At 43.8% G+C, this 23085-nt stretch carries 24 protein-coding genes; 15 read left to right on the forward strand and 9 right to left on the reverse strand.

The features are described 5' to 3' along the window. Positions 1–5: 5 nt before the first annotated feature. The gene (locus AC3CIA_RS23695) at positions 6–404 is read right to left on the reverse strand and encodes a RidA family protein (protein WP_004730412.1); all 399 of its coding nucleotides are present in this window, start codon (positions 402–404) and stop codon (positions 6–8) included. Between the two features lie 157 nt (positions 405–561). Here AC3CIA_RS23695 and AC3CIA_RS23700 point away from each other — a divergent pair, with 157 nt between their 5' ends. The 10 genes from AC3CIA_RS23700 (at position 562) to AC3CIA_RS23745 (ending at position 9240) form a co-directional block, all read left to right on the forward strand. Then, a complete protein-coding gene (locus AC3CIA_RS23700) occupies positions 562–1443 on the forward strand; it encodes a LysR family transcriptional regulator (RefSeq protein ID WP_004730410.1) in 882 nt (293 codons plus the stop codon). Between the two features lie 896 nt (positions 1444–2339). Continuing rightward, positions 2340–2741: a hypothetical protein gene (locus AC3CIA_RS23705; RefSeq protein WP_004730409.1), complete on the forward strand. Its 402-nt coding sequence runs from the start codon at positions 2340–2342 to the stop codon at positions 2739–2741. Between the two features lies 1 nt (position 2742). Then, complete coding sequence (gene atpB / locus AC3CIA_RS23710) at positions 2743–3513, forward strand: F0F1 ATP synthase subunit A (protein ID WP_017082381.1); 771 nt, start codon at positions 2743–2745, stop codon at positions 3511–3513. 46 nt (positions 3514–3559) lie between these two features. After that, on the forward strand, positions 3560–3796 hold the full coding sequence (atpE, locus tag AC3CIA_RS23715) for a F0F1 ATP synthase subunit C (protein ID WP_004730405.1): 237 nt from the start codon (positions 3560–3562) through the stop codon (positions 3794–3796). Between the two features lie 54 nt (positions 3797–3850). Then, the gene (locus AC3CIA_RS23720) at positions 3851–4321 is read left to right on the forward strand and encodes a F0F1 ATP synthase subunit B (RefSeq protein WP_004730401.1); all 471 of its coding nucleotides are present in this window, start codon (positions 3851–3853) and stop codon (positions 4319–4321) included. 11 nt (positions 4322–4332) lie between these two features. Next, positions 4333–4884 (forward strand): F0F1 ATP synthase subunit delta, encoded by a 552-nt coding sequence (locus AC3CIA_RS23725; protein ID WP_004730398.1) that lies wholly within the window; start codon positions 4333–4335, stop codon positions 4882–4884. A gap of 9 nt (positions 4885–4893) precedes the next feature. After that, positions 4894–6435 carry a F0F1 ATP synthase subunit alpha gene (gene atpA, locus AC3CIA_RS23730; RefSeq protein WP_009844932.1) on the forward strand — a complete coding sequence of 514 codons (1542 nt, stop codon included), beginning with the start codon at positions 4894–4896 and terminating at the stop codon, positions 6433–6435. 47 nt (positions 6436–6482) lie between these two features. Then, positions 6483–7352: a F0F1 ATP synthase subunit gamma gene (atpG, locus tag AC3CIA_RS23735; protein ID WP_017074013.1), complete on the forward strand. Its 870-nt coding sequence runs from the start codon at positions 6483–6485 to the stop codon at positions 7350–7352. A 44-nt stretch (positions 7353–7396) separates the two neighbouring features. Continuing rightward, positions 7397–8782 (forward strand): F0F1 ATP synthase subunit beta, encoded by a 1386-nt coding sequence (atpD, locus tag AC3CIA_RS23740; RefSeq protein WP_145568688.1) that lies wholly within the window; start codon positions 7397–7399, stop codon positions 8780–8782. Between the two features lie 14 nt (positions 8783–8796). Then, positions 8797–9240, forward strand: coding sequence for a F0F1 ATP synthase subunit epsilon (locus AC3CIA_RS23745; protein WP_004730391.1), 444 nt, complete (start codon positions 8797–8799; stop codon positions 9238–9240). Positions 9241–9387: 147 nt separating this feature from the next. Here the strand turns inward: AC3CIA_RS23745 and AC3CIA_RS23750 are convergent, their stop codons facing one another. Next, positions 9388–10350, reverse strand: coding sequence for a nitrilase-related carbon-nitrogen hydrolase (locus AC3CIA_RS23750; RefSeq protein WP_372244181.1), 963 nt, complete (start codon positions 10348–10350; stop codon positions 9388–9390). A gap of 105 nt (positions 10351–10455) precedes the next feature. Between AC3CIA_RS23750 and AC3CIA_RS23755 the strand changes: the two genes are divergently transcribed. Continuing rightward, the gene (locus tag AC3CIA_RS23755; protein ID WP_488519209.1) at positions 10456–11331 is read left to right on the forward strand and encodes a LysR family transcriptional regulator; all 876 of its coding nucleotides are present in this window, start codon (positions 10456–10458) and stop codon (positions 11329–11331) included. A gap of 179 nt (positions 11332–11510) precedes the next feature. Here AC3CIA_RS23755 and AC3CIA_RS23760 read toward each other — a convergent pair whose 3' ends face one another. The 4 genes from AC3CIA_RS23760 to AC3CIA_RS23775 form a co-directional block, all read right to left on the reverse strand. Next, the gene (locus AC3CIA_RS23760) at positions 11511–12089 is read right to left on the reverse strand and encodes an RNA-binding S4 domain-containing protein (protein WP_488519210.1); all 579 of its coding nucleotides are present in this window, start codon (positions 12087–12089) and stop codon (positions 11511–11513) included. A 213-nt stretch (positions 12090–12302) separates the two neighbouring features. Continuing rightward, positions 12303–12977, reverse strand: coding sequence for a DUF1868 domain-containing protein (locus AC3CIA_RS23765; RefSeq protein ID WP_017111901.1), 675 nt, complete (start codon positions 12975–12977; stop codon positions 12303–12305). A gap of 21 nt (positions 12978–12998) precedes the next feature. Continuing rightward, entirely contained in the window at positions 12999–14123 is a 1125-nt protein-coding gene (locus tag AC3CIA_RS23770; protein ID WP_065205985.1) for an ROK family transcriptional regulator, read from the reverse strand. 80 nt (positions 14124–14203) lie between these two features. Then, positions 14204–15031: a glycerophosphodiester phosphodiesterase gene (locus tag AC3CIA_RS23775; protein ID WP_065205984.1), complete on the reverse strand. Its 828-nt coding sequence runs from the start codon at positions 15029–15031 to the stop codon at positions 14204–14206. A 240-nt stretch (positions 15032–15271) separates the two neighbouring features. On the opposite strand from AC3CIA_RS23775, the gene AC3CIA_RS23780 reads away from it, so the two are divergent. Genes AC3CIA_RS23780 through AC3CIA_RS23795 form a run of 4 tightly spaced genes read left to right on the forward strand, consistent with a single transcriptional unit; the run spans position 15272 to position 19163 of the window. Beyond that, on the forward strand, positions 15272–16342 hold the full coding sequence (locus tag AC3CIA_RS23780) for an ABC transporter ATP-binding protein (RefSeq protein WP_065205983.1): 1071 nt from the start codon (positions 15272–15274) through the stop codon (positions 16340–16342). After that, complete coding sequence (locus AC3CIA_RS23785) at positions 16339–17205, forward strand: ABC transporter permease (RefSeq protein WP_171307891.1); 867 nt, start codon at positions 16339–16341, stop codon at positions 17203–17205. The genes AC3CIA_RS23780 and AC3CIA_RS23785 overlap by 4 nt, the downstream gene beginning before the upstream one ends. Further along, positions 17205–18050 (forward strand): ABC transporter permease, encoded by an 846-nt coding sequence (locus AC3CIA_RS23790; protein ID WP_065205981.1) that lies wholly within the window; start codon positions 17205–17207, stop codon positions 18048–18050. The genes AC3CIA_RS23785 and AC3CIA_RS23790 overlap by 1 nt, the downstream gene beginning before the upstream one ends. Positions 18051–18065: 15 nt before the next feature. After that, on the forward strand, positions 18066–19163 hold the full coding sequence (locus AC3CIA_RS23795) for an extracellular solute-binding protein (RefSeq protein ID WP_065205980.1): 1098 nt from the start codon (positions 18066–18068) through the stop codon (positions 19161–19163). Between the two features lie 114 nt (positions 19164–19277). Here the strand turns inward: AC3CIA_RS23795 and yejF are convergent, their stop codons facing one another. The 3 genes from yejF to AC3CIA_RS23810 are packed head-to-tail and all read right to left on the reverse strand — an operon-like array spanning position 19278 to position 23073. Then, positions 19278–20921 (reverse strand): microcin C ABC transporter ATP-binding protein YejF, encoded by a 1644-nt coding sequence (gene yejF, locus AC3CIA_RS23800; protein ID WP_488519211.1) that lies wholly within the window; start codon positions 20919–20921, stop codon positions 19278–19280. Positions 20922–20930: 9 nt separating this feature from the next. Next, positions 20931–21953, reverse strand: a complete 1023-nt coding sequence (locus AC3CIA_RS23805; RefSeq protein WP_488519212.1) for an ABC transporter permease — start codon at positions 21951–21953, stop codon at positions 20931–20933. 31 nt (positions 21954–21984) lie between these two features. Beyond that, positions 21985–23073, reverse strand: a complete 1089-nt coding sequence (locus tag AC3CIA_RS23810; protein ID WP_004730359.1) for a microcin C ABC transporter permease YejB — start codon at positions 23071–23073, stop codon at positions 21985–21987. Between the last annotated feature and the right edge of the window lie 12 nt (positions 23074–23085).

The following is a 23085-nucleotide window of genomic DNA, read 5'->3' on the forward strand; positions in this document are numbered from 1 at the left end:
TCTGATTATTCAGGTTGAGACGCCGATGCATAAACCACGAACTCAACCAGCATTTCTTCTCTTGCTAACCCTGCAACGACGACCGCAGCACGGTTTGGATAAGGTGCATTGAAGTATTCTCCGTATACGCTGTTGACCGTTTTTAGGTATTCACGGTCTGTCACGTAAATCAGAACTTGCAACACTGAATCCATAGATTCGCCTGCACACTCCAACGTATGAACAAGGTTGTTAAAAGTCTGACGCGTTTGCGCTTCAATACCGCCTTCTACTACTGCGCCAGTCTCATCGATTGGAATCTGCGCGGTGTATAGAGTGCCGTTATTAACGATTGCCCACTCTAGTGGTGCTTTTGAAGCGAAAAGCTCGGTTTTTACTGGGTGTTTTTTAGTTTGTGCGTTCACGATTCCATCCAACTTTGTAACAACTATGTTTCAAGATGGTTAAATACTGCACCTTGACGGCTGATAAATCTAACGGTAAATTTTGTGCATTTGATAAATAAAATCTATCACCTTTTAAAAAGTAAGGTATAGCAAGGCCTAGAGAAGGATTCCTGTCATGAGTATTAAGCTACAACAGTTAAAACATTTTGTTTTAGTGGTCGAAGAAGGCGGATTTAGAGCGGCATCTCACCGAGCAAATCGCTCGCAAGCGGCACTCTCAACATCGATAAAAGAGCTAGAAAAAATTCTCGGCCAACCATTGTTTGAAACAGGCAACAAATCGACACTGACACCTTTTGGCGAAATATGTTTACCGAAAATTATTCAATTCTTGAATGTTTACAAAGCATTAGATAACGACCTTCGTGCTGCAGCAGCTGGACAACAAGGGCGAGTTCGAATAGCGAGCGTTCCTTCAGTGGCCGCAAAACTAATCCCTAGTGTTTTAGGGGCTTTTTGCGAAAAGTACCCCAATGTTGAGGTCAGCTTAATTGACGATAATGCGGCAGGTGTGGAAGCGAGATTACTCTCTGGAGAGGTGGATGTTGCCCTCGGAAATAGCTCCCATTTAGAAGAAGAGAGTATCGATTTCACGCCTTTACTCTCTGACCCTATTGGTGTGGTCTGCCTCAAAGATAACCCTATCGCCTCTCAACGGGAGGGAATAGAATGGCAAACTTTGTTAAAACAACCCTTCATTCGCAACGGTACTTGTACCCTACTTGACCCAACACCCGCACGAATGCTCAGCGAACAGGCTCTGTATTCGGTAGAGAACATCACTTCGTTGTTTTCGGTGTTAGAACTCGGGATAGGCGTGACCACGCTACCTAAGCTGGCTTTCCCGACCAATGAAACCCGCTTGGTGTGGATCCCATTAATTGACCCGCCCTTACAACGTCAGATCGGTATTTTCAGATTGGCTGACCGTACGATCTCGCCACAAGCACAAGCCTTTCATGACTTGTGCATTCAATACCTAAGCTATGAAGAGTAATAAAGGAACATAAATGAAGGCGCTTCCTATAGGCCTATTGATACGACAAACATCTTTAGATTCCGATTATTTCTGTATTGAAACTGTGATTTCTGGGTCGATGCTCTGCGAATTCGTCCGATAATAATTCGACCCAACCTCAGCGATACCTCTATTTTTGAGTCAATTAACCCGTACTTTTCATCTGTACGTATGTTTCCTCGCCCTTATCATTGACCCTAGATCTTGTTGCATCAGCGGTTGGATGCTGAATTTTTCATCAAATTTTCATCTTGAACCCGGTGCTGGGCGTGTTGATTCGCGTTCCAATACATCAATAATGAAAATATGATAACGATATTAAAAAATATTAGCTTAATGATAAGGAGCACCATACTGCTATTTCACTACACAAACGAAACCTTCCAATATCAACAAAATCTTGGTTATACGCCGCTTCGAATACCAACCCGTCATCACATTTAGAAAAGACTCTAAGTCATTGAATATACTTACTTGATAACATTATATCTTGATATTTTTCCTCTCTAATTTTCTGGGTAAAACCTCCCTTTTCTCGCTATAAACAAAGCATTTTAAATATTCATGGATTTAATAATAGAACTATTACTTTCATAAATGAAAAACACTCATTTCAAAAATGGAATTATTGATGCCGATATTTGTCGTTTTGATCACATAATTTTAGGCGTAGTTTATATTTTGTCGAAACGATAGCGAGTTAGTTTTTAACGTTTAATTTCGTCAGGAGATATAAAGCCAGAAAGATTATTTCTTTGTTAACAAGTAAAGGTTTATTAACAAGTCAAATTGCTATTAACAAGTAAGTGCTAGTAACAAAACATATTCAAACTGTGTTTTATATTGACTTACACTGTTAAATATAAGGTTTTATTATGAGGCTTAATGGGATAAGTAGCGACATCCTTGTTGCTGCTAAAAGAGTTGTTCTCTGCCAAATAGTATTAGCCGTCGGTGTAGTTTTATATGAAGTGTTTTTTGGTAATAAAGTAGATATGGAGTCTTCAGCTTTGGGTGTCGTAATCGCGATGTTACCACCGCTGTTTGGTTTTATATATGCAAGCCTTAAGGTGCACAAGAATCCTAATTATAGTTTACGTGACTTAATGCAAATGAGTCGTGTCGTGAAAATAACCTATACGTTCTTAATGTTTATCCTGGCATTCCAGTTTTTTAAATTGGATAACCCAGTAATATTATACGCGTACATTTTCACAATGATTGGGTACTTCTTAACACCATTTATTACTGCCTCTACAAGATCGGAGTACGTGTAGTATGGATCAAGTCACTACCGCTCACGAATACATAGAGCATCACTTAACCTTCTTAACTACAGGTGATGGTTTCTGGGCGTTCAACATTGACTCAATGTTGGTATCTTGGATCACGGGTTTACTGTTTATTGGAGCTTTTCGATATGTAGTGACCAAGGGCACTAGCGGTGTTCCAGGTCGTTTTCAATGTTTTATCGAGCTTATCTTTGATTTCGTTAACAACCTAGTCAAAGAGATTTTTCAAGCGGAGGATAAATTAATAGGGCCACTGGCATTAACCACTTTTGTTTGGGTGTTGTTAATGAATGCAGTCGACCTATTGCCTATAGATTTAATACCAGGGTTAACTCGTGTAATGGGTTTAGAGCACTTTAGAGACCTACCGACAGCGGATGTAAATATCCCAATGTCGATGGCACTCGGTGTGTTTATTTTATTGTTAACTTATACGTTTAAAAATAAAGGTTTGAAAGGCTTTATCAAAGAGCTAACTACTCAGCCATTTGATAACCCTCTTTTATATCCTGTTAACTTTGTTCTTGAATTAATAACATTAATTTCAAAACCAATATCGCTAGGCTTACGATTATTCGGAAATATGTATGCAGGCGAGATGATATTCATCCTTATCGCACTAATGCCTTGGTGGATGCAATGGGCACTAAGTGTTCCATGGGCCTTATTCCACATATTAATCGTATTCTTACAAGCATTTATATTTATGGTACTGACCGTTGTTTACTTAGCAATGGCAACAGAAGAACACCACTAATTAATAACTAAAAAATTAACTAACACATTATTTATCGGAGATACAAATGGATATCGTAAGCGCAGTTTTATATGTAGCAGGTGCATTACTGATCGGTTTAGGTGCAGCAGGTGCAGCATCTGGTATTGGTAACTTAGCAGGTAAATACCTTGAAGGTGTTGCTCGTCAACCAGACCTTACTCCAATGCTTCGCACTCAATTCTTCATCATGATGGGCCTTGTTGATGCTGTACCGATGATCGGTGTTGGTATCGGTCTATACATCATCTTTGCCGTTGCTTAATTGAAAGCTTTGAAAAGATCGATTTGTAAATAATCAAGATTTAGTGAGGAAGGTATGAATTTAAATGCCAGCATGTTTGGTCAAGCAATCTCATTCGTGATTTTTGTTTGGCTATGCATGAAATATGTATGGCCCCCTCTCACCGCGATGTTAGACGAGCGCCAAAAAGAAATCGCTGATGGTTTACGCCACTCAGAGAATGCAGCGAAAGAGCTAGAACTAGCAAAATCAAATGGCGCACAACTCGTCGCAGATGCGAAAAAGAATGTGACCGAACTGATTGAGCAAGGCAAGAAACGCCGCAACGAAATCATCACCTTAGCTCACCAAGAAGGCGAGCAAGAAAAGGCACGCATCTTAGAACAAGGTAGAGCTGAGCTAGAAGGCGAACGTCAAAAGTTACGCCGTGAACTTCAGGCGGATATGGCAGACGCTGTTATTCAAAGTGCACAGAAATTGATCAGCAAGAACCTAGATTCTGAAACGAACCGAGCGTTAGTTGATCAAATGATAAGCGAACTCTAAACGGAGGCAATATGTCAGATTACACCAATATTGCTCATCCCTACGCTAAAGCATCGTTCGACTTTGCTTTGGGTGAAAACAAGTTACAAGAGTGGCACTCAATGTTGTCCATTCTTGTGACGGTAGCGGAAGAAGAAACGATCGCTAAGCAGATTTCATCAGCAGAAGGTGTTCATACACAGCAATCTGAAGAACTGGTCAATCTCATCATTCACGTTTGCCAAGGACTCGTTGATGACCACGTCATTAATCTCATTAAAGTCTTGGCTGAGAATGGCCGTCTTGCCGTGATCAGAGACTTGTTTAACTTGTTCAGCGACCTAAAGGACGAACATGAACGTGTAATCCCTGTCACTGTCACCAGTTCAGAATTGCTTACACAAGATCAAGTTACATCACTCACTGCTGCACTTGAGAAGAAATTAGAGCGTCAGGTTGAAATGGAACAGGTTATTGATGACTCGCTGGTTGGCGGGATCGTAATCAAGGCGGGTGAAACCGTCATCGATGGTTCTTTGAACACATCAATTAGCCGATTAGCTCATCAACTTCACGCGAGATAGGTAACAATTATGCAATTAAATTCAAACGAAATCAGCGACCTGATTAAAGATCGCATCTCGAAGTTTAATGTGAGCACCGAAGCTCGCAACGAAGGCACCATAGTTTCGGTTCGTGATGGCATCATTACCATTAACGGCCTTGCGGATGTCATGCAGGGTGAGATGATCGAGCTTCCAGGTGGCAAGTACGCTCTTGCACTTAACCTTGACACGCACTCAGTCGGTGCCGTAGTTATGGGCCCCTACACTGACCTATCTGAAGGTATGAAAGTGAAAGGTACTGGCCGTATCTTGGAAGTGCCTGTCGGTAACGGACTTCTTGGCCGTGTAGTGAACACACTAGGTGAGCCAATCGATGGCAAAGGCCCTGTGAGTTGTGACCGACTCGACCCTGTAGAAGTAATTGCACCCGGCGTAATCGAGCGTAAGTCCGTCGATCAGCCAATTCAAACCGGTTATAAAGCCGTTGATACCATGGTGCCTATCGGTCGTGGTCAACGTGAACTTATCATCGGTGACCGTCAGACGGGTAAAACCGCGTTAGCTATCGATGCGATCATCAATCAGAAAGATTCTGGCATCAAATGTGTGTACGTGGCTATTGGCCAGAAAGCATCTACTATCGCAAACGTTGTTCGTAAACTCGAAGACCACGATGCGCTTAAAAATACCATCGTTGTTGTAGCATCAGCATCAGAATCAGCCGCGCTTCAATACCTAGCACCTTATGCGGGTTGCACCATGGGCGAATACTTCCGTGACCGCGGTGAAGATGCATTGATCATCTATGATGACCTATCAAAACAAGCCGTCGCTTACCGTCAAATCTCATTGCTACTTAAACGCCCACCGGGCCGTGAAGCCTTCCCTGGCGACGTATTCTACCTCCACTCACGCCTACTAGAACGTGCAGCACGAGTCAATGCGGAATACGTTGAGAAATTCACGAATGGTGAAGTGAAAGGCCAAACAGGTTCATTAACCGCGCTTCCTATCATTGAAACTCAAGCGGGTGACGTATCGGCGTTTGTACCAACCAACGTAATCTCAATCACCGACGGTCAGGTTTTCCTACAAACTCAACTATTCAATTCAGGCCTACGCCCTGCGGTAGACCCAGGTATCTCGGTATCTCGTGTGGGTGGTGCAGCGCAGTGCAAGATCATCAAGAAACTGTCTGGTGGTATTCGTACATCGTTAGCGCAATACCGTGAGTTAGCCGCATTTGCTCAGTTCTCTTCTGACCTAGACGACATGACTCGCAAGCAGCTTGATCATGGTGAGCGTGTAACTGAATTAATGAAGCAAAAGCAATACTCGCCTATGTCTGTCGCTGAGCAAGCAACGGTCATTTACGCAGCAGAAAAAGGCTATTTGGCTGACGTAGAGTTGAACAAAATTGCACGTTTTGAAGAAGAGCTGATTGCTTACGCAAAAGGTCAAAACCCAGAGTTGTTCGACACCATCAACGCTAACGGTGACTACAACGATGAAATCGATGGCGCCCTTGCAAAGCTTCTCGGTGACTTTGTAGCGTTGAAAGCTTGGTAAACGCTCCGGTTTGTTGGCTGGAAATCAAAACAAATTAGGAGCAGATAATGGCAAATACTAAAGAAATTCGCACCAAGATAGGCAGTGTTAGTAACACTCAGAAAATCACCAGTGCAATGGAGATGGTTGCGGCAAGTAAGATGCGTAAGGTTCAAGACAACATGACGCTAACGCGTCCATATGCCGAGAACATGCGCAAAGTTATCTCTCATGTCGCATCAGGGTCGCTGGAATACCAGCATCCCTATCTTCAACAGCGTGAACCAAAACGCGTTGCTTACATCATTATTTCGTCCGATCGGGGCTTATGTGGTGGCTTGAACTCGAACTTGTTCAAGAAAGTGTTAGAAGAAATGGAGATGTGGCGTAACAAAGGCGTTGAGGTAGAAACCACTTTAATTGGTTCTAAAGCTATCTCATTTTTCCAACGCAGCGGCAATGTTATCGCGCAAACGTCAGGCCTTGGTGACACGCCTAAATTAGAGGACATTTTAGGTACAGTTAACGCGATGCTAGGGCATTACGACGACGAAAAAATCGACAGTTTGTACCTCGTTTATAACCAGTTCATCAACACCATGGTTCAAGAACCGACGACCTTGCAGTTGCTACCCCACCCCTCAGATTCTGAGGCCGATGGAGGTGCTAAAAAAGCACGTCGTTGGGATTACATCTATGAACAAGCACCAAGAGACATCCTCTCTGAGCTGTTACATCGATACATTGAATCGCAAGTGTATCAAGGCATCGTAGAGAGCATTGCCTGTGAGCAAGCAGCCCGAATGGTGGCCATGAAAGCGGCAACCGATAACGCAGGCCAACTCATCGATGATTTGCAATTGGTATACAACAAAGCACGACAAGCTGCCATTACCCAAGAACTGAGTGAAATAGTCTCAGGCGCTCAAGCTGTCTAAGGGCAGAAAAGAGTGGGTCAAGAATAGAATTTGAGGATTTAGAGATGAGTGTTGGAAAAATAGTTAAAGTTATCGGCGCGGTGGTAGACGTCGAGTTCAGCGGCGGCAACAGCCCACGCGTTTATGATGCGTTGAAAGTGACTAGCGCGGAAGCAAGTTCGCTCGTATTAGAAGTTCAGCAACAGCTGGGTGGCAGTATCGTTCGTTGTATTGCAATGGGTACGTCAGATGGCTTGCGCCGTGGCCTAACTGTTGAAAACACAGGCTCTCCAATCACCGTTCCTGTGGGCGAAGAAACCTTGGGCCGTATCATGAACGTTCTTGGTCAGCCTATCGATGAATGCGGTGAAATCGGTCAAAAAGAAAGCTACGAAATTCACCGTGAAGCACCCTCTTATGAAGAACAAGCAAACAGCACTGAACTTCTTGAGACCGGCGTTAAAGTTATCGACCTTATTTGTCCGTTCGCAAAGGGCGGTAAAATCGGTCTGTTCGGTGGTGCTGGCGTAGGTAAAACCGTCAACATGATGGAGCTTATCAATAACATCGCAAAAGCCCACTCAGGTCTCTCTGTATTTACCGGTGTTGGTGAGCGTACTCGTGAAGGTAACGACTTCTACTACGAGATGAAAGAAGCGGGTGTACTAGACAAAGTAGCCATGGTTTACGGCCAAATGAACGAGCCACCGGGAAACCGTCTACGTGTGGCACTTACAGGCCTGACTATGGCTGAGCGCTTCCGTGATGAAGGTCGTGACGTACTGTTGTTCATTGATAACATTTACCGTTACACACTTGCGGGAACAGAAGTATCAGCACTGCTGGGCCGTATGCCTTCAGCAGTAGGTTACCAACCAACACTTGCTGAAGAGATGGGTGTACTGCAAGAGCGTATCACTTCGACTAGACAAGGCTCGATCACGTCTATTCAAGCGGTATACGTACCTGCGGATGACTTGACTGACCCATCACCAGCAACAACCTTTGCTCACTTAGATGCAACTGTTGTACTGTCGCGTAACATCGCTGCATTAGGCCTCTACCCTGCAATCGACCCGTTGGATTCAACATCTCGCCAATTGGATCCGCTTGTGGTTGGCCAAGAGCACTACGACATTGCACAAAAAGTACAAACAACGCTGCAACGCTACAAAGAGCTAAAAGATATCATCGCGATTCTTGGTATGGACGAGCTATCGACTGAAGATAAGCAGACCGTATCTCGTGCTCGTAAGATTGAACGTTTCTTAACTCAGCCTTATCACGTAGCCGAAGTGTTTACTGGTCAGAAAGGTGTATTTGTACCGCTAAGTGAAACACTGAGAGGCTTTAAAGGCCTGTTAGGCGGCGAATATGACGATATCCCAGAGCAAGCATTCTTGTACTGTGGTTCTATCGACGAAGTGCTTAACAAAGCAAAATCACTCTAAGAGGCAGGTGCACCATGGCTATCGGAATTACAGATAATACATTTCAACTTAATATTGTAAGTGCGGAAGGTACGCTGTTTTCAGGTCCAGCGTATGCCCTAGCCGTTTCTGGCGCTGATGGTGAGCTGGGGATCCGCCCCGGTCACTCCCCGCTTCTCAGTAAAATAAAGCCAGGCGTGACAGTGTTTGTCACAGACCCTAAATCAGAGGGGCAAGTGCTTTATGTTTCTGGCGGGATGCTAGAAGTTCAGCCGGATGTGGTAACGGTGTTAGCCGATACTGCCTTGCACGGCCAAGATATTGACCGCGCTCGCGCAGAAGAAGCGAAATATGCAGCCCTAGAGAATATCAATAAGGGCAATGTAGATATCAACTTTGCACAAGCTCAGCTTGAACTAGCAAAAGCCGTTGCTCAGCTTCGCGCATCAGAACTGACGTCTTCTCGCACTCGACACTGAGAATAGAACTTAGACGTTTGATGCTTGATGTGTAAATAGTCTACCCACTTAAAACAGTTTAAGTGGGTAGACTACATCAGGAACCCTTCTCTCCCCCCTCCCTTTCAACCATCCCTAATACATCCTTGTTCACCAGCGCTTACACCATTATTTCTCAGCAAAACGCGCTTGGTGCGGATCAAGTTCATGACCAAGAGGTTGTGTGAGTGAATGATATAACTCTGGCTTACGGCCACGAATCCAGCGTCTGCCAGTACACATGTCTAACTCTTCTGCTTTTAGCTCGGCAATCACCATATCGTTATCAACACTATCGGTCTCTGTGATGATTTCACCATAAGGGCTGAGGACCATCGCATTGCCTGTTCTTACTTCATCCATATCAACGCCGACACCATTACTAAACACCACAAACATACCGTTGTCGTGCGCTCTTGCAGGCAACCAACGCATTAACCACTCGCGTCCATTCTTGCCCTGCATTTCAGCACGAATCGCCTCTGGGTTTTCATCTCGGTTAAACCATAACTCAGGGTCAATTCGCTTCATCGCGTTCGGACTGCGTGATTGGCAACCGCCCGTTTGGTGTGGCGCAATCAATATATCAGCCCCTTTCAAAGCAGTGATCCTGACATTTTCAACCAAGTTGTTATCCCAACAAATCAAGATACCAACTTTGCAGCCATGCGGCGTATCGAACACCGTGTATTGATCGCCGCTGCTCATGTGAGAGCTAACAAAGGTGTGCAGTTTTCGATGTTTCTGAACTTCTCCATTTGGCATGGCAAATACGTAGGTGTTGTATAACTCGCCATCAGTACCCTGCTCTATCAAGCCCGCGCCAACGCTCATGCCAAATCGCGTTGCCAGTGAAACTAACTTTTGAGTGGATTCACCGCTCGGTACAGGTTCCGCTAGCGCTTCAATTTCATCGCGAGACAAAGCAGACACATGCCAATAACCGGTAATGCACATCTCTGGGAAACTGACGATCTCCACGCTACTGTCCGCAGCCTTTTGAACGTATTGCTCTATAACCGATAAGTTATACGCCTTATCACCTGCGTGGTGATTAAATTGAACCGACGCTACTTTGATGTCTTTCTTCATGATTCGTCCTCAAGCTTTGCTTTAGCTGATTGGTATGAACCTAGTATAAAAAATCAATTCAATTCCATATAATGAAACATATTCTCTATTCAATGAGCATTTGGAATGGAATTTGATCTACTGAAGGCATTTTGTCAGCTCGCTAAATCGGGTAATTACCGTTTGGCATCAGAGCAGCTCTACATCACTCAATCGGCACTCACTAAAAAGATTCAACGACTTGAATCCAACATTGGGGCATCTCTGTTTTCTCGTGGCAGGAATGGCGCAGAGCTCACGCACGCAGGAAAAACGTTACTGGCAGAAGCCCAACGTTTGGTTCATTCAATGCAAGCGTTTGAGCAGCTGTCAGGCTCGGTAGTGAAAGGAACTCAGGGGCATTTGAACATTGGGTTTGGTGTTTCCACTTATCATGAAGCGCCCAAGTTGATTGCGGCTTATAAACAGCAATATCCAGACGTTCACATCACCTTAAATGACACACCTTCTAAGCAGCAGACGGATGAGTTGTTGAGCCATGATCTCGATATCAGCTTCAATCGGATACCCAATTCTGCGGGTTTGGAAAGTCTAACTCTGTTCAATGATTCCCTTGTAATAGCGGTACACAAAGATCTCCTCAAACTAGGGCCAGGCAACGATCAGGTTCTCTCTAAGTTATCGAAATGGCCTTATTTAAAGCTCGCCCAACATCGCGGCCCCGGATTAGACAGACAGATCCAACAATATTGTCTTTCCAATAAAATCGACTTATCAAAGACACAAGAAGCCGACGACATTCTGACTCTGCTGGCGTTAGTTTCGGCCAATATCGGTTTCACTATTGTGCCAAACAGCGCGCGGTACATTAGTAACACCGATGTGGAATTCATACCTTTGGAAGGTGAACACGCCACTTGGCCAGTCGGGTTGATCTGGAATGGAGAGAGTGAAAACCCACTCCGGGATAGGTTTGTAGAGTTTGTTGTCGAACAGAGATAACAACAAAGAAAAAATGAGATAAAAAGTCAGTGAATAAGTCAGGCTTAATGGCACAAAAAAGGCTCACTAAATAGTGAGCCTTTTGATATCTGCTTAACGCAAAACTGAGGTTTAACGTTGCTTGTTTTTTGAATAAATGGTTAAAAAATAGTTTTAGAGCAGCAATTTAGAGCTGTAGTTTAGAAGAATTCAATCGAGTTACGGCCGCTTTTGTCGTCACGTTGTGGCTTAGGCGTATCCGCTTTCTTTTTCGGTTTGTTTTCTTTCTTCTTCTCTTTTTTCTCTTTCTTTGGTTCAGCCGTTGCGCTTAGCATTTCTGCTTTGCTTTTCTTAGACTCTTTCTTTTTTGAGTCCTTACTTGGCTGGTCTTTTTTAGCTTGCGATTTTTTAGACTGAGCTTTCTTCGCCTTGTTGTCTTTTTTAGGCGCATCTTTCTTTTTCGGCTTGTCTGATTCTTCTTGTACTGGCTGATCACATACCACTACATAGTATTCTTGGTTGAATTCAAAGAAGTCGCCATCGTACATTTTACGACGCTTACGCGTTTCCAGCTCACCATTTACCGCTACGTAGCCGTCAGAGATGATGTGTTTAGCTTCACCGCCACCACTCACTAAGTTAGCAATTTTAAACACTTTGTAGAGTTCGATTGGCTGTGATGAAACATCAATACCAATTGCTTCAATCTCAATCTCTTCGCCTTCTTCGCCAAGCTCTTGGCCTTCGTAATCAGCGTCTTCGTAATGTTCTTGGTCCATGGTGACCTCTACCTAAATATGTACTTCTGAAATATTGGGCGCAGTGTAATCTTAAAACAAGTAAATGACCATGCCCGATTAATGTATACAGTCTTATATTGTAATTGCTTTCAGCCCACCAATTACACTCAAAAACAAAAAAGCTCATGCGCAATATCGACAGCGTATGAGCTCAAATCAGATAATGATCTTAGGGATCATATAAACCTAAAACTAAGATAGACTGATAACAGGAGTAAATTTAAACATATCTTGGAAGGTACAAAATTCCACAGGGCCATGCGTCAAAGAGCCAAACGATTGAGCTAGACGCTCACCAATACGCTTCGCAGTTTGTTGTAATTCAATCTTATCTTGTTCTTCCAACTCTATAACGCGATAGCTCAAGGTAATATGAAAGTGATAGTCATCGAAATCAGGCATATTGATACCGGTGGCTGCTTTTAACGCTTCACGACACTGCTTAAGTGCTTGAGTAGAGTGCTCGTTAGCCGGTTTAATACGAATCGCAGTACCGCCAATCGGGCAGTTGTAAACGTAGTCATACATCATTTCAAAACCGCCTTGCGCACCGACTTGGCTTGCTTCAGTCGCGAACAAGTCGGTTGTTTCCGAAAGATCAGCAGCTAGGTCTAGTTTCGATGTCCACTTATGCGCTTCGCGAATTTGATCGCAAACCCCTTCAAATACCGTCATGTGCATACTTGAAATAGGCAAGAAAGAAAATTTGTCACCACAATTCATTGATTTAAGTTGGTCTTGCGCCCAACGTAATTCGTCAATCAAAGGCAACGATTGATCAAGGTGACAAATAAAAGTATTGCCAGGGAATGTTCTTACGCTTCCATCTTCATGGAACTTCACACCCACACTTGGTGCATATTTCATAACAATTATCCGATGTTTTTATTAAATACCTAGCGTGCGAAATACTGGGAACATGCATGCTCCATAGGTATTTAGCGACGATCCAATTTTTGAAGGAGAGAATTGAGCCATTGCATATGAGCGTTCAGCTTCTTCCCAAACCTTATCTAATGCGACTTCATCAATAATGGCTTGGCTGATATGTTGAGGGCAAGAACCACCAATCACTATACAATCTGGGTCGAACCAACCTAAAGTGACAACTAACATGGGCTTAAGCTGTGCTGCGGCAAAACGCACCCATTTTGATACCACAGGGTTATCTAACCCCGGAATATCTTCAGGGCCATCCACTTCCAGTCCTGATGCCGCCAGTTGATCCAATAAGCCACGAATAGTAGGCTTATTTTCTTCGCCAAGCAGGTTGAAGTATGTGCCGATTTCACCCGCATTATGCCGACTGCCTCGGTAAAGTTTGCGGTTGATGATCGCACCGCCCCCCACACCATGACCTAACTCAAACAGCACCATATTTTTTACTTCTGGCCACTGACCAGAATAAAACTCACCTACAACAGCAACATTACAGTCATTATCGATCCAGACTGGCCATTCAAATACGTCACCAAAGATGCTTGCTAAATCGACCCCTCGCCAATGTCCCATCTGAATAATAGTACGAATCGACTTACCATCACCTTCAGAAGGCCCAGGCATAGAAACACCAATCCCCAATATGCGTGCATTTTGGATTTTATGTTTATCAACCAATACGTCTATTTGAGCCTTAATGTTCTTAAGTACATCTATAATTGGCGCATCTTCGGCGTAATCGATGGTTTCAGTATCAATCACTTCACCGCAGAAGTTTGCCAAAGCGACTTCAATTCGGTGAATATGGAAAGCGATACCAAATGAAAATGCTGCGTATGGGTTCAACTGCAACGGAATGATGGGCTGGCCACGACCGACTTTTTCTCTTGGTCCTTCTTTAATCATGTTCATTGCCAGTAACTCTTTAGAAATACTGGTCACAGAGCCACTACGCAAACCTGTTTTTTCAACAATTTTTGCGCGCGATACCGAGCTATGCTGTCGACAAACCGCCAGTAATTTCTTCTGTCCTGGAGTCAATTCTAGTTGTAATGGTTTTATCGGAGTTAACATGTTCAGTTGTTCTCTATTTATGGTTCAATCAATTTATTAGGCGGTGTCGCATGATGGGTTCATCAATAACAAAGTCGGATTTAAATCGCTTCCATACCGGCTTCATGTACTAGCTCTTTCAACATATCAATATCGTCGTGGCTAATCATATCAATGAGGCCTTCGCTCAACCATTGAATAATTTCACTATGTACGTCGTAGCCATAATATTGATTAAACCATTGAGTTGGTTTCATATTTTTGTCTTTGTTTGGCAAATACAGACGTGTGGTTAAACCTGAGCTTTTATAACCTTCGAGTACACTTCGCGTTGTATAAGGGTATTCCACACACACAGCAGAAGCATTCGATTCCAATACGGCATTTAATTGATTTTGGTAGCGAGCAAGCGTCACCACTTGTAGCTGAATGCTTGGTACACACTCTTTCACAAGGTTAACTAACGTATGATCAAATCCCAACAATTGGATGTGATCTAGTGCATTCGGAGTTTGTTCAATTAATACCGTAAGCTTTTCTGCAAAGCGATGGTGATTGCGCCTTTGTTTCGCTTCAACAATCAGCCCAACACCATGTTCAATTGCCCACTCAAGTACTTCACTAAACTTAGGAATTGAAGTCTTTTCAAATGACGAATGGAACCAACCACCGAAATCCAACGCTTCTAATTCTGCAAACGTCATTTGCTCAACATAACCGCTCCCATCAGAAGTACGGTTAACGCTTGGATCATGAATCACCACCAGCTCTTCATCGGCTGTCATCGCGATATCAATTTCAATACAGCGGGTATTTCTCTCAACAGCGCTAATAAAAGCAGGCATGGTATTTTCAGGGCAACGAATGCAATCGCCTCGATGGCTATTTACTAGAACCTGTCCTTTTTTTGCCACATCAAAACTGAACATAAAACACCATCAATTAAACTACCTAAAAAAGTTTAATATAGAATAGCGAAATATTACGCTTACTGTCAATGAAGAAGCGCCTACAAAATCCGAAAATAAAAAACCCTTTAAAACAATTGCTTATTAAACTTTTCGTGATCAATGAATGATTTTTACGCGAAAAAACTCGATCGATAATAAAACTGAAATAAACTACAAATAATCTATCTGGAAATTTAAACTTTTTAAAAAAGGTTAATTATGGCGATTTTGGAACTTCGTTCTGTCACGAAAACTTATGGTGATTTTTACGCATCAAAAGAGATCTCATTCTCTGTAGAACAAGGCGAGTTTGTCACTCTGCTTGGGCCAAGTGGTTGTGGCAAAACAACATTGCTGAAAATGATCGGTGGATTTCAAACGCCTACATCAGGTGAAATTCTGATGAACGAGCGCGTGGTAAACCAAATTCCACCAGAAAAGCGTGAAACAGCGATGTGTTTTCAGTCGTATGCTTTATTCCCGCATTTAAGTGTTTCTCACAATATTTGCTTTGGTATGGTTCAACAGAAAATCGATAAAAATGAACAAAAACGTCGTTTAGCGGAAATTTTGTCTCAGGTTGGTTTAGTTGATCACAAAGACAAATTGCCATCACAACTTTCTGGCGGTCAACAACAACGTGTAGCCCTAGCCCGTGCAATGGTGACTCGTCCTGACATCATTTTATTCGATGAGCCTTTATCAAACCTCGATGCGAAAATGCGTGAAGGCGTTCGTTTTGAAATCAAAGAGCTGCAACGTCAGCACCAATTAACCTCTATATATGTTACTCATGATCAAGCTGAAGCCTTGGCAATGAGTGACAGAATTGTGGTGCTAAATGGCGGTAACATTGAACAAATCGGCACACCAGAAGATATTTATTACCGCCCAGTTAGCCGTTTTGTAGCCGACTTTATTGGCGCCGCTAATATCCACCAAGCGTATGTCGAGCCAACTCAACAAGCGAACCAATACCGTGTCAGTTGTAACATGGGTGAATTTCTCGTTGAATCTGACGAACAACCACAAACGCAAGAAATCTTCGTATGTTGGCGCCCTGAAGACGCTCAACTTTGTAAACAAGGCGAAGCTAACAGCTTTGAGGTCACGGTTGAATCATCGGCTTTCCAAGGCAATAACTTAGATGTATTCGGCTTTGTTGGCACAGACACAAAGCAAAAAATTCGACTTCAATTAGGCGGAAGAGTCTCTGCTGAACAAGGTGAAATCATTCATGTAAAACTGCCTGAATTTGGCATGCGCTTCTTAGAGGGAGTGAATGGATGAACATAAAACCCTATTTACTGCTCATTCCTGGGGTTGGCACTATCGCCTTACTCATGGGAAGTGCTTTGTACGTAGTCATCGCGCAAAGCTTTGGACTCTTTAGTGTCATGGGAGAAACCAACGGAACACTCGAATACTGGCAGACAACTCTTAGCGATCCAATTTTATGGCGTTCTGTCGCGTATTCTCTGCGTACCTCGTTACTCGGTACTATTGGAGCCGTCACACTAGCCTACCCAATTGCGCTTTGGTTACAAAAGCCCATTCCAGGTAAACCGGCCATCATTGGAGTATTGCGTGCTCCTATGTTTGTACCAGGGCTAGTGGCCGCTTTCCTAATGATGAACGTCATCGCTTACCACGGGATTTTTAATGAATCTCTATTAGCACTTGGTATCATTGATAAGCCTTTGCGTCTTTCCAACGATAAATTTGGTTGGAGCATTGTCGTCCTACAAATTTGGAAAAACTTACCTTTCGCTTTGATTCTAATCAGCGGTGCCATTGCTAGCATTCGTGGAGACTTAATGGATGCAGCTTTAGATTTAGGCGCGACGCGTTGGGCAAGATTCAGTCAGGTTATTCTTCCGTTAACTATCCCTGCGTTACAGGCTTCTTCTATTCTGATTTTCATTGGTGCACTGGGCGATTTCTCATTTGCATCTGTCGCTGGCTCACGTAGCAGTTACTCTTTAGCGATGCTGATGAACATCACAGCAACTCAATATTACGAATGGGAAAACTCCGCTGTCATTGCCATGGTTATCATGCTGCTTGCCGGCTTGTCTGCCGTTGTTCTGACTTTACTTACTCAGCCATTTGTTACACGTAAAAGCGTTGTTGTAGATATGGAGAAATCATAATGAAGCGCCTTCGTAACCTAACTAACACCCAATGGGTCATGTTGATTTCTGTTAGTTTCTTCGTTCTTGTGAATCTAGTTTGGCTTGGTGTCCCTTTCGCAATGGCGATCATTTGGTCATTGGTTGATCCTAACCACCCTTGGAGTTATCCCGACCTACTACCGCAAGTGTTGTCGTTCGGACGCTGGATAGAAGTATGGGAAACCACTTCTCTACCAGAAGCCCTACGTAACAGTTACTCTGTTGCTCCTGCCGTTGCTATTTTAACCATCACTCTTGCGATGCCGACCGCGTACGCGTTTGGACGCATGGAATTTCGTGGTAAAAAACTGGCCGAGATGGTCTCCCTGCTCCCTATGGTTATGCCATCAATGATTTTGGCGGTATTTTTTAGTGCAATGCTGTTAGAGCTTGGATTAACCGACCCATACGTCAACATTGTCATTGCACACACGGTGCTCGCACTGCCCTACGCAATCCGTATTTTGTCTGCCGGATTTAAGGCCATCCCACAAGATTTGATCGATGCTTGTGCTGATATGGGCGCGGGTAAGTTTGGTACCTTTAAGCACGCATTCTTGCCTATGCTTAAACCAAGCCTGCTTGCATCATCCATCTTTTGCTTGGTGATCAGTATTGAAGAGTTCAACATGTCTTACGTACTGGGCGCACCTGACTTTATTACCGTTCCAACCATCTTATATTCATTTTTGGGTTACTCATTTATCAGACCTGATGCTGCCGTTGTATCACTGATTCTAGTCATTCCAAATGTACTACTAATGTTACTAATTGAACGTTTATTGAAAGGAAACTACTTGTCTCAATCGACAGGTAAAGCTTAATTTCGTGAGGATACAATGAAAAAAACTCTACTAGCAGCACTACTTAGCACCACAGCATTTTCTAGTTTTGCATACGATGTAAATACAATGACGTGGGATGAAATTGAAGCTCAGGCAAAGGAAGAAGGCTCAGTGACTTTCTCGGTTTGGTACCTACAACCTGGTTGGAGAAAGTTCGTCAAAAGCTTTGAAGCAGAAACTGGCATCAAGGTTCGCATCCCAGAAGGCACTCACGATGGTAACCGCAATAAATTGCAGGCTGAAAGCCGCCGCGACAAAGGCTCTATGGATGTCGTAGCGCTTGGTCCAACAGCCTTGAACACGTTCAAACTGGAAAACACGCTGCTAAGCTTGGATAAGCTTCCAGAAATGGTCAAACTGAACCAGACAGCTGAAGGGATTAATTCTAAAGGCTATGGCGTAACGTTCTGGGGTAACCAAACGGGGCTAGCTTACGACCCTAGCCGTATTAGCGAATCTGACCTACCCCAAACATTCGAAGAGATGGAAAGCTACATCAAAGGCAATCCTATGGCATTTGGTGTCAATGATCCTAACGGTGGCGGCGCAGGTCAGCGTTTTATCGAATCCAGCATCCGTCATGTGTCGGGTGATTTTGATATGACCAACAAACTAGATAAAAAAGTCGTGAAGTCATGGGCTCAAACTTGGGATTGGTTTGAAGCTAACGAAGAAGACATGCTTATCACAGCATCCAACGCAGACAGCCTAACGCGTATTAATGACGGTGAAATAACACTGGCACCAGCATGGGAAGATCACTTAGCCGGTTTACAAAAACGCGGCGCAATCACAGATCGCATTAAGTTCTATATCCCTGAATTTGGTATGTCTGGCGGCGGTAACTTCGTCACGGTAGCGAAAAACAGCCAGCATCAAGCGGCATCACTGGTATTTATCAACTGGTTAACGTCAGCAGAGACACAAACGGCCTTGAACGCAGAGTTTGGCACGGCACCACAACACCCAGATGCAGACTCTTCTAAGGCGCTGATTTCGCAAGATATGCGAAACAACTCAACAGAACCGTTTAACTCTGAATACAGTGCTTACCTGAAGAAGCAATTCACTCGTAATGTACTGATGCGCTAAGTTAGATGTTTTGATGCAATGCTTAGCCTTCATCAGTAACTAAAATCAAAAAAAGAACGATACGTTAAATATCGTTCTTTTTTTTGTTCGGCATCGTAAAAATATTGAATTAAATCAGCTTATGTTAGATAGCGAAACCAACTGCTGCGTATATTCATGCTTGGGTTCGCTAAACAAAGTCTCCGTGTCACCCTTCTCTATTACTTCTCCTGCTTTCATCACAATGGTGTAATGACACAAGGATTTCACGACATTCAAATCATGGCTGATAAACAAATAGGTTAAGCCATACTTTTCTTGAAGTGACTTCAGCAAATCCAACACCTGCGCTTGGACCGTTCTGTCGAGTGACGATGTTGGTTCGTCTAGCAAGATAAACTCTGGTTTAAGAATCAGTGCGCGTGCAATCGCGATACGTTGCCTCTGCCCGCCAGAAAACTCGTTAGGGTAACGATGGCGAGTTTCTGGGTCTAAGTCGACCTCTTTCATTACGTCACAGATGCGTTGGTCGAGTTCAGTGTCATCCAATTGTTGATGCACCAATAAACCCTCACCAATCACTTGAGCAACTGACATTCTTGGGTTCAATGCCGAGAATGGATCTTGAAACACCACTTGCATACGGCTTCTAAACGGTAGCATCTGCTGGCGGTTTAAGCCTTGAATTTGTTCGTCAGCGTAGGTAATCGAGCCTTCACTTTCAACCAATTTGAGGATTGCCATACCGGTTGTCGATTTACCAGAACCACTCTCACCCACTAAACCAATGGAGTGCCCTTTTTTCAAGGTGAACTCCATATCAGTCACTGCCTTTATATGCGAAATTGTGCGCTTAAATAGGCCGCCCGTAATTGGGAACCAAACACGAAGTTGGTCCACATCAAGCAAAGGCTTACTGTCAGGAGAAACAGGTACTGGTAACCCTTTAGGATCAGAGTTAATCAGCTTTTGCGTGTAGGGATGAGTAGGAGCATTGAATAGTGTTTGGCAATCGTTGCTTTCAACTAGCCGCCCATCTTTCATTACCGCGACTCTATCAGCAATTTTACGAACAATACTCAAATCATGGGTGATAAAAAGCATCGCCATACCCAGTTCTTGTTGAAGATCATTCAGAAGATCAAGGATTTGCGCTTGCACCGACACGTCCAACGCAGTTGTAGGTTCATCTGCGATAAGTAGCTCTGGTTCGTTGATTAATGCCATCGCGATCATTACACGTTGACGTTCACCACCCGATAATTCATGAGGGTAAGCCGATATTTTTTGTTCCGGGTAACGAATCCCAACCTTTGATAGCCATTCTATAGCCAAGGCTTGCGCTTTGCTGGTTCGCATCCCTCGGTGAATAGATAGAGTTTCAACCAGTTGCTTACCGACTCGATGAAGCGGATTCAATGAAACCATAGGCTCTTGGAAGATCATACCAATGCGGCCACCACGAATCCCGCGTAACTGTCTTTCTGAACAGCTCAGGATATCGGTACCAGAGAAATTGATCTTACCGTTCAAGTAATGCGATGAGCCTTTAGGCAGCAGTTTTAAAATCGAGTTGGCTGTAACCGATTTACCTGAACCACTCTCGCCCACCAGCGCCAATGTCTCACCTTTGTATATTTCTAAAGAGACATCTTGCGTCACTTGCTCTATCGAGTCTTTACGCCCGAAACCGACAGACAATTTATCAATGGTCAGAACTGGAGATGCGTTAGAAGTCTCTGCTGTTGACCCTGAAGTAGGAACTGTATTTGAAGTCATAACTTATCCTTACTTCTGTTGATGTGGGTCGAAGGCATCACGCACCGCTTCACCAACGAAGACGAGTAACGTAAGCATCAGAGAAAGCACGACGAAAGCAGAAATACCAAGCCAAGGCGCTTGTAAGTTAGCTTTACCTTGTGCCAAAAGTTCACCTAACGAAGGTGAACCCGCAGGAAGACCAAAGCCCAAGAAATCTAATGAGGTTAACGTGGTGACCGACCCAGAAAGGATAAATGGCATCATGGTGAGTGATGCGACCATCGCGTTGGGTAACATATGGCGAAGCATAATACGTTTATCGTCGACACCCATGGCTTGCGCGGCTCGCACATAATCAAAGTTTCGACAGCGTAAGAATTCTGCACGAACGATACCCACTAAACTCATCCAACTGAAGAGCACCATAATCCCAAGCAACCACCAGAAGTTAGGTTCGATAAAACTGGAAAGGATAATCAGCAAGAACAGAGTCGGCATACCAGACCAGACTTCAATGAATCGTTGCCCAAACAAGTCGACCCAACCACCGTAGTAACCTTGTGTCGCTCCGACGACTACGCCGACAACGCTCGATACAATCGTCAGAATGAAACCAAACAGAACGGAAATACGGAACCCATAAATGATGCGAGCTAGCACATCTCGCCCTTTATCATCGGTTCCGAGCCAGTTTACTGAATCTGGCCCCGATGGCACCGCGCCTGAAATATCGAAGTTTATCGTGTCGTAGCTAAACGGAATGATTGGCCACACAATATATCCGCTGTCTTCGATGAGTTCGATAACATACGGGTCTTTGTAGTCGGCTTCGGTTTCAAACTCGCCGCCAAACTCTGTTTCGGCATATTCATTGATAACAGGTACAAACCACTGATTATCGTAAGAAACCAAGAGAGGTTTATCGTTGGCAATGATCTCTGCGAACAGGCTCAAGCCAAACAAGATGGTGAATATCCAAAGGGAGATAAAACCACGCTTGTTTGCTTTAAAACGTAACCAACGAGCTTCAGCTAAAGGGTTGTTAAACATTTATTATCAATACCTTGTTATTCGTTCGCCATTAACGCGCTTCAAAATCAATTCGAGGATCAACCCAGGTATAAGTCAGGTCGGAGATAATGCTCAACACCAAGCCAAGCAAGGTCATGATATAGAGAGAGCTGAACACCACTGGGTAATCTCGTTGAATGGTCGACTCAAAACCAAGCAGACCGATGCCTTCGAGTGAAAACATCACTTCAATCAACATAGAACCCGTGAAGAAAATACTAATAAATGCGCTCGGGAAACCCGCAATAATGATCAACATCGCGTTACGGAAAACGTGCTTATAGAGAATACTGCTCTCGTCCAAACCTTTTGCTCGCGCCGTCACCACATATTGCTTATTGATTTCATCAAGGAAGGAGTTTTTGGTCAGCATGCTGAGCGTGGCAAAGCCACCGATAACCATCGCAAAAATAGGCAAAGCTAAGTGCCAGAAATAGTCGCCAATTTGCTGATACCAATTCAGTTGGTCGAAGTTACTCGATACGAGCCCACGCAATGGGAACCAACTGAAGTAGTTACCACTCGCGAACAAAATAATCAGGATAATCGCAAACAAGAAGCCCGGAACGGCATAGCCGACAATCACCACCGCACTCGACCAAATATCAAAGCGAGATCCGTGATGTATCGCTTTCATGATGCCTAAGGGTATCGAAATCACATAGATGATTAACGTACTCCACAACCCTAAAGAAATGGAGACTGGCAACCGTTCGATGATTAAATCAATAACGTTGCCGCCTTTAAACAAGCTTTCGCCAAAGTTAAAGGTCGCGTAGTTTTTCAACATGTCGAAGTAGCGAACATGAATCGGCTTATCAAAACCAAACTGCTTTTTGATCTCTTCAACCACTTCAGGATCAAGCCCGCGAGAGCCTTTATAGCCACTGGCAGACGCTTGGTCACTTTCACTTAAATCAACTTCTTGTCCACCACCAGAAAAGCGTTCCATAATACCGGAGTTGTGCCCTTCTAACTGAGCAACGGCTTGTTCTACCGGACCTCCTGGGGCAATCTGGATAATGAAAAAGTTGATGGTGATGATCGCCCACAACGTGGGGATCACCAACAGTAAACGCCGAAATATATACGCGGCCATGCTAACTAACTC

Source organism: Vibrio sp. QJM3NY_27, from assembly GCF_057785955.1.

Coding starts and splice junctions, on each gene's coding strand:
- AC3CIA_RS23725 (WP_004730398.1), top strand. CDS start 4,333: ATGTCAGATTACACCAATATTGCTCATCCCTACGCTAAAGCATCGTTC.
- AC3CIA_RS23810 (WP_004730359.1), bottom strand. CDS start 23,073: ATGGCCGCGTATATATTTCGGCGTTTACTGTTGGTGATCCCCACGTTG.
- atpB (WP_017082381.1), top strand. CDS start 2,743: ATGGATCAAGTCACTACCGCTCACGAATACATAGAGCATCACTTAACC.
- AC3CIA_RS23790 (WP_065205981.1), top strand. CDS start 17,205: ATGAAGCGCCTTCGTAACCTAACTAACACCCAATGGGTCATGTTGATT.
- AC3CIA_RS23805 (WP_488519212.1), bottom strand. CDS start 21,953: ATGTTTAACAACCCTTTAGCTGAAGCTCGTTGGTTACGTTTTAAAGCA.
- atpE (WP_004730405.1), top strand. CDS start 3,560: ATGGATATCGTAAGCGCAGTTTTATATGTAGCAGGTGCATTACTGATC.
- AC3CIA_RS23755 (WP_488519209.1), top strand. CDS start 10,456: ATGGAATTTGATCTACTGAAGGCATTTTGTCAGCTCGCTAAATCGGGT.
- AC3CIA_RS23795 (WP_065205980.1), top strand. CDS start 18,066: ATGAAAAAAACTCTACTAGCAGCACTACTTAGCACCACAGCATTTTCT.
- AC3CIA_RS23745 (WP_004730391.1), top strand. CDS start 8,797: ATGGCTATCGGAATTACAGATAATACATTTCAACTTAATATTGTAAGT.
- AC3CIA_RS23720 (WP_004730401.1), top strand. CDS start 3,851: ATGAATTTAAATGCCAGCATGTTTGGTCAAGCAATCTCATTCGTGATT.
- atpG (WP_017074013.1), top strand. CDS start 6,483: ATGGCAAATACTAAAGAAATTCGCACCAAGATAGGCAGTGTTAGTAAC.
- AC3CIA_RS23775 (WP_065205984.1), bottom strand. CDS start 15,031: ATGTTCAGTTTTGATGTGGCAAAAAAAGGACAGGTTCTAGTAAATAGC.
- yejF (WP_488519211.1), bottom strand. CDS start 20,921: ATGACTTCAAATACAGTTCCTACTTCAGGGTCAACAGCAGAGACTTCT.
- atpA (WP_009844932.1), top strand. CDS start 4,894: ATGCAATTAAATTCAAACGAAATCAGCGACCTGATTAAAGATCGCATC.
- AC3CIA_RS23705 (WP_004730409.1), top strand. CDS start 2,340: ATGAGGCTTAATGGGATAAGTAGCGACATCCTTGTTGCTGCTAAAAGA.
- AC3CIA_RS23750 (WP_372244181.1), bottom strand. CDS start 10,350: ATGAAGAAAGACATCAAAGTAGCGTCGGTTCAATTTAATCACCACGCA.
- AC3CIA_RS23780 (WP_065205983.1), top strand. CDS start 15,272: ATGGCGATTTTGGAACTTCGTTCTGTCACGAAAACTTATGGTGATTTT.
- AC3CIA_RS23760 (WP_488519210.1), bottom strand. CDS start 12,089: ATGGACCAAGAACATTACGAAGACGCTGATTACGAAGGCCAAGAGCTT.
- AC3CIA_RS23700 (WP_004730410.1), top strand. CDS start 562: ATGAGTATTAAGCTACAACAGTTAAAACATTTTGTTTTAGTGGTCGAA.
- atpD (WP_145568688.1), top strand. CDS start 7,397: ATGAGTGTTGGAAAAATAGTTAAAGTTATCGGCGCGGTGGTAGACGTC.
- AC3CIA_RS23770 (WP_065205985.1), bottom strand. CDS start 14,123: ATGTTAACTCCGATAAAACCATTACAACTAGAATTGACTCCAGGACAG.
- AC3CIA_RS23785 (WP_171307891.1), top strand. CDS start 16,339: ATGAACATAAAACCCTATTTACTGCTCATTCCTGGGGTTGGCACTATC.
- AC3CIA_RS23765 (WP_017111901.1), bottom strand. CDS start 12,977: ATGAAATATGCACCAAGTGTGGGTGTGAAGTTCCATGAAGATGGAAGC.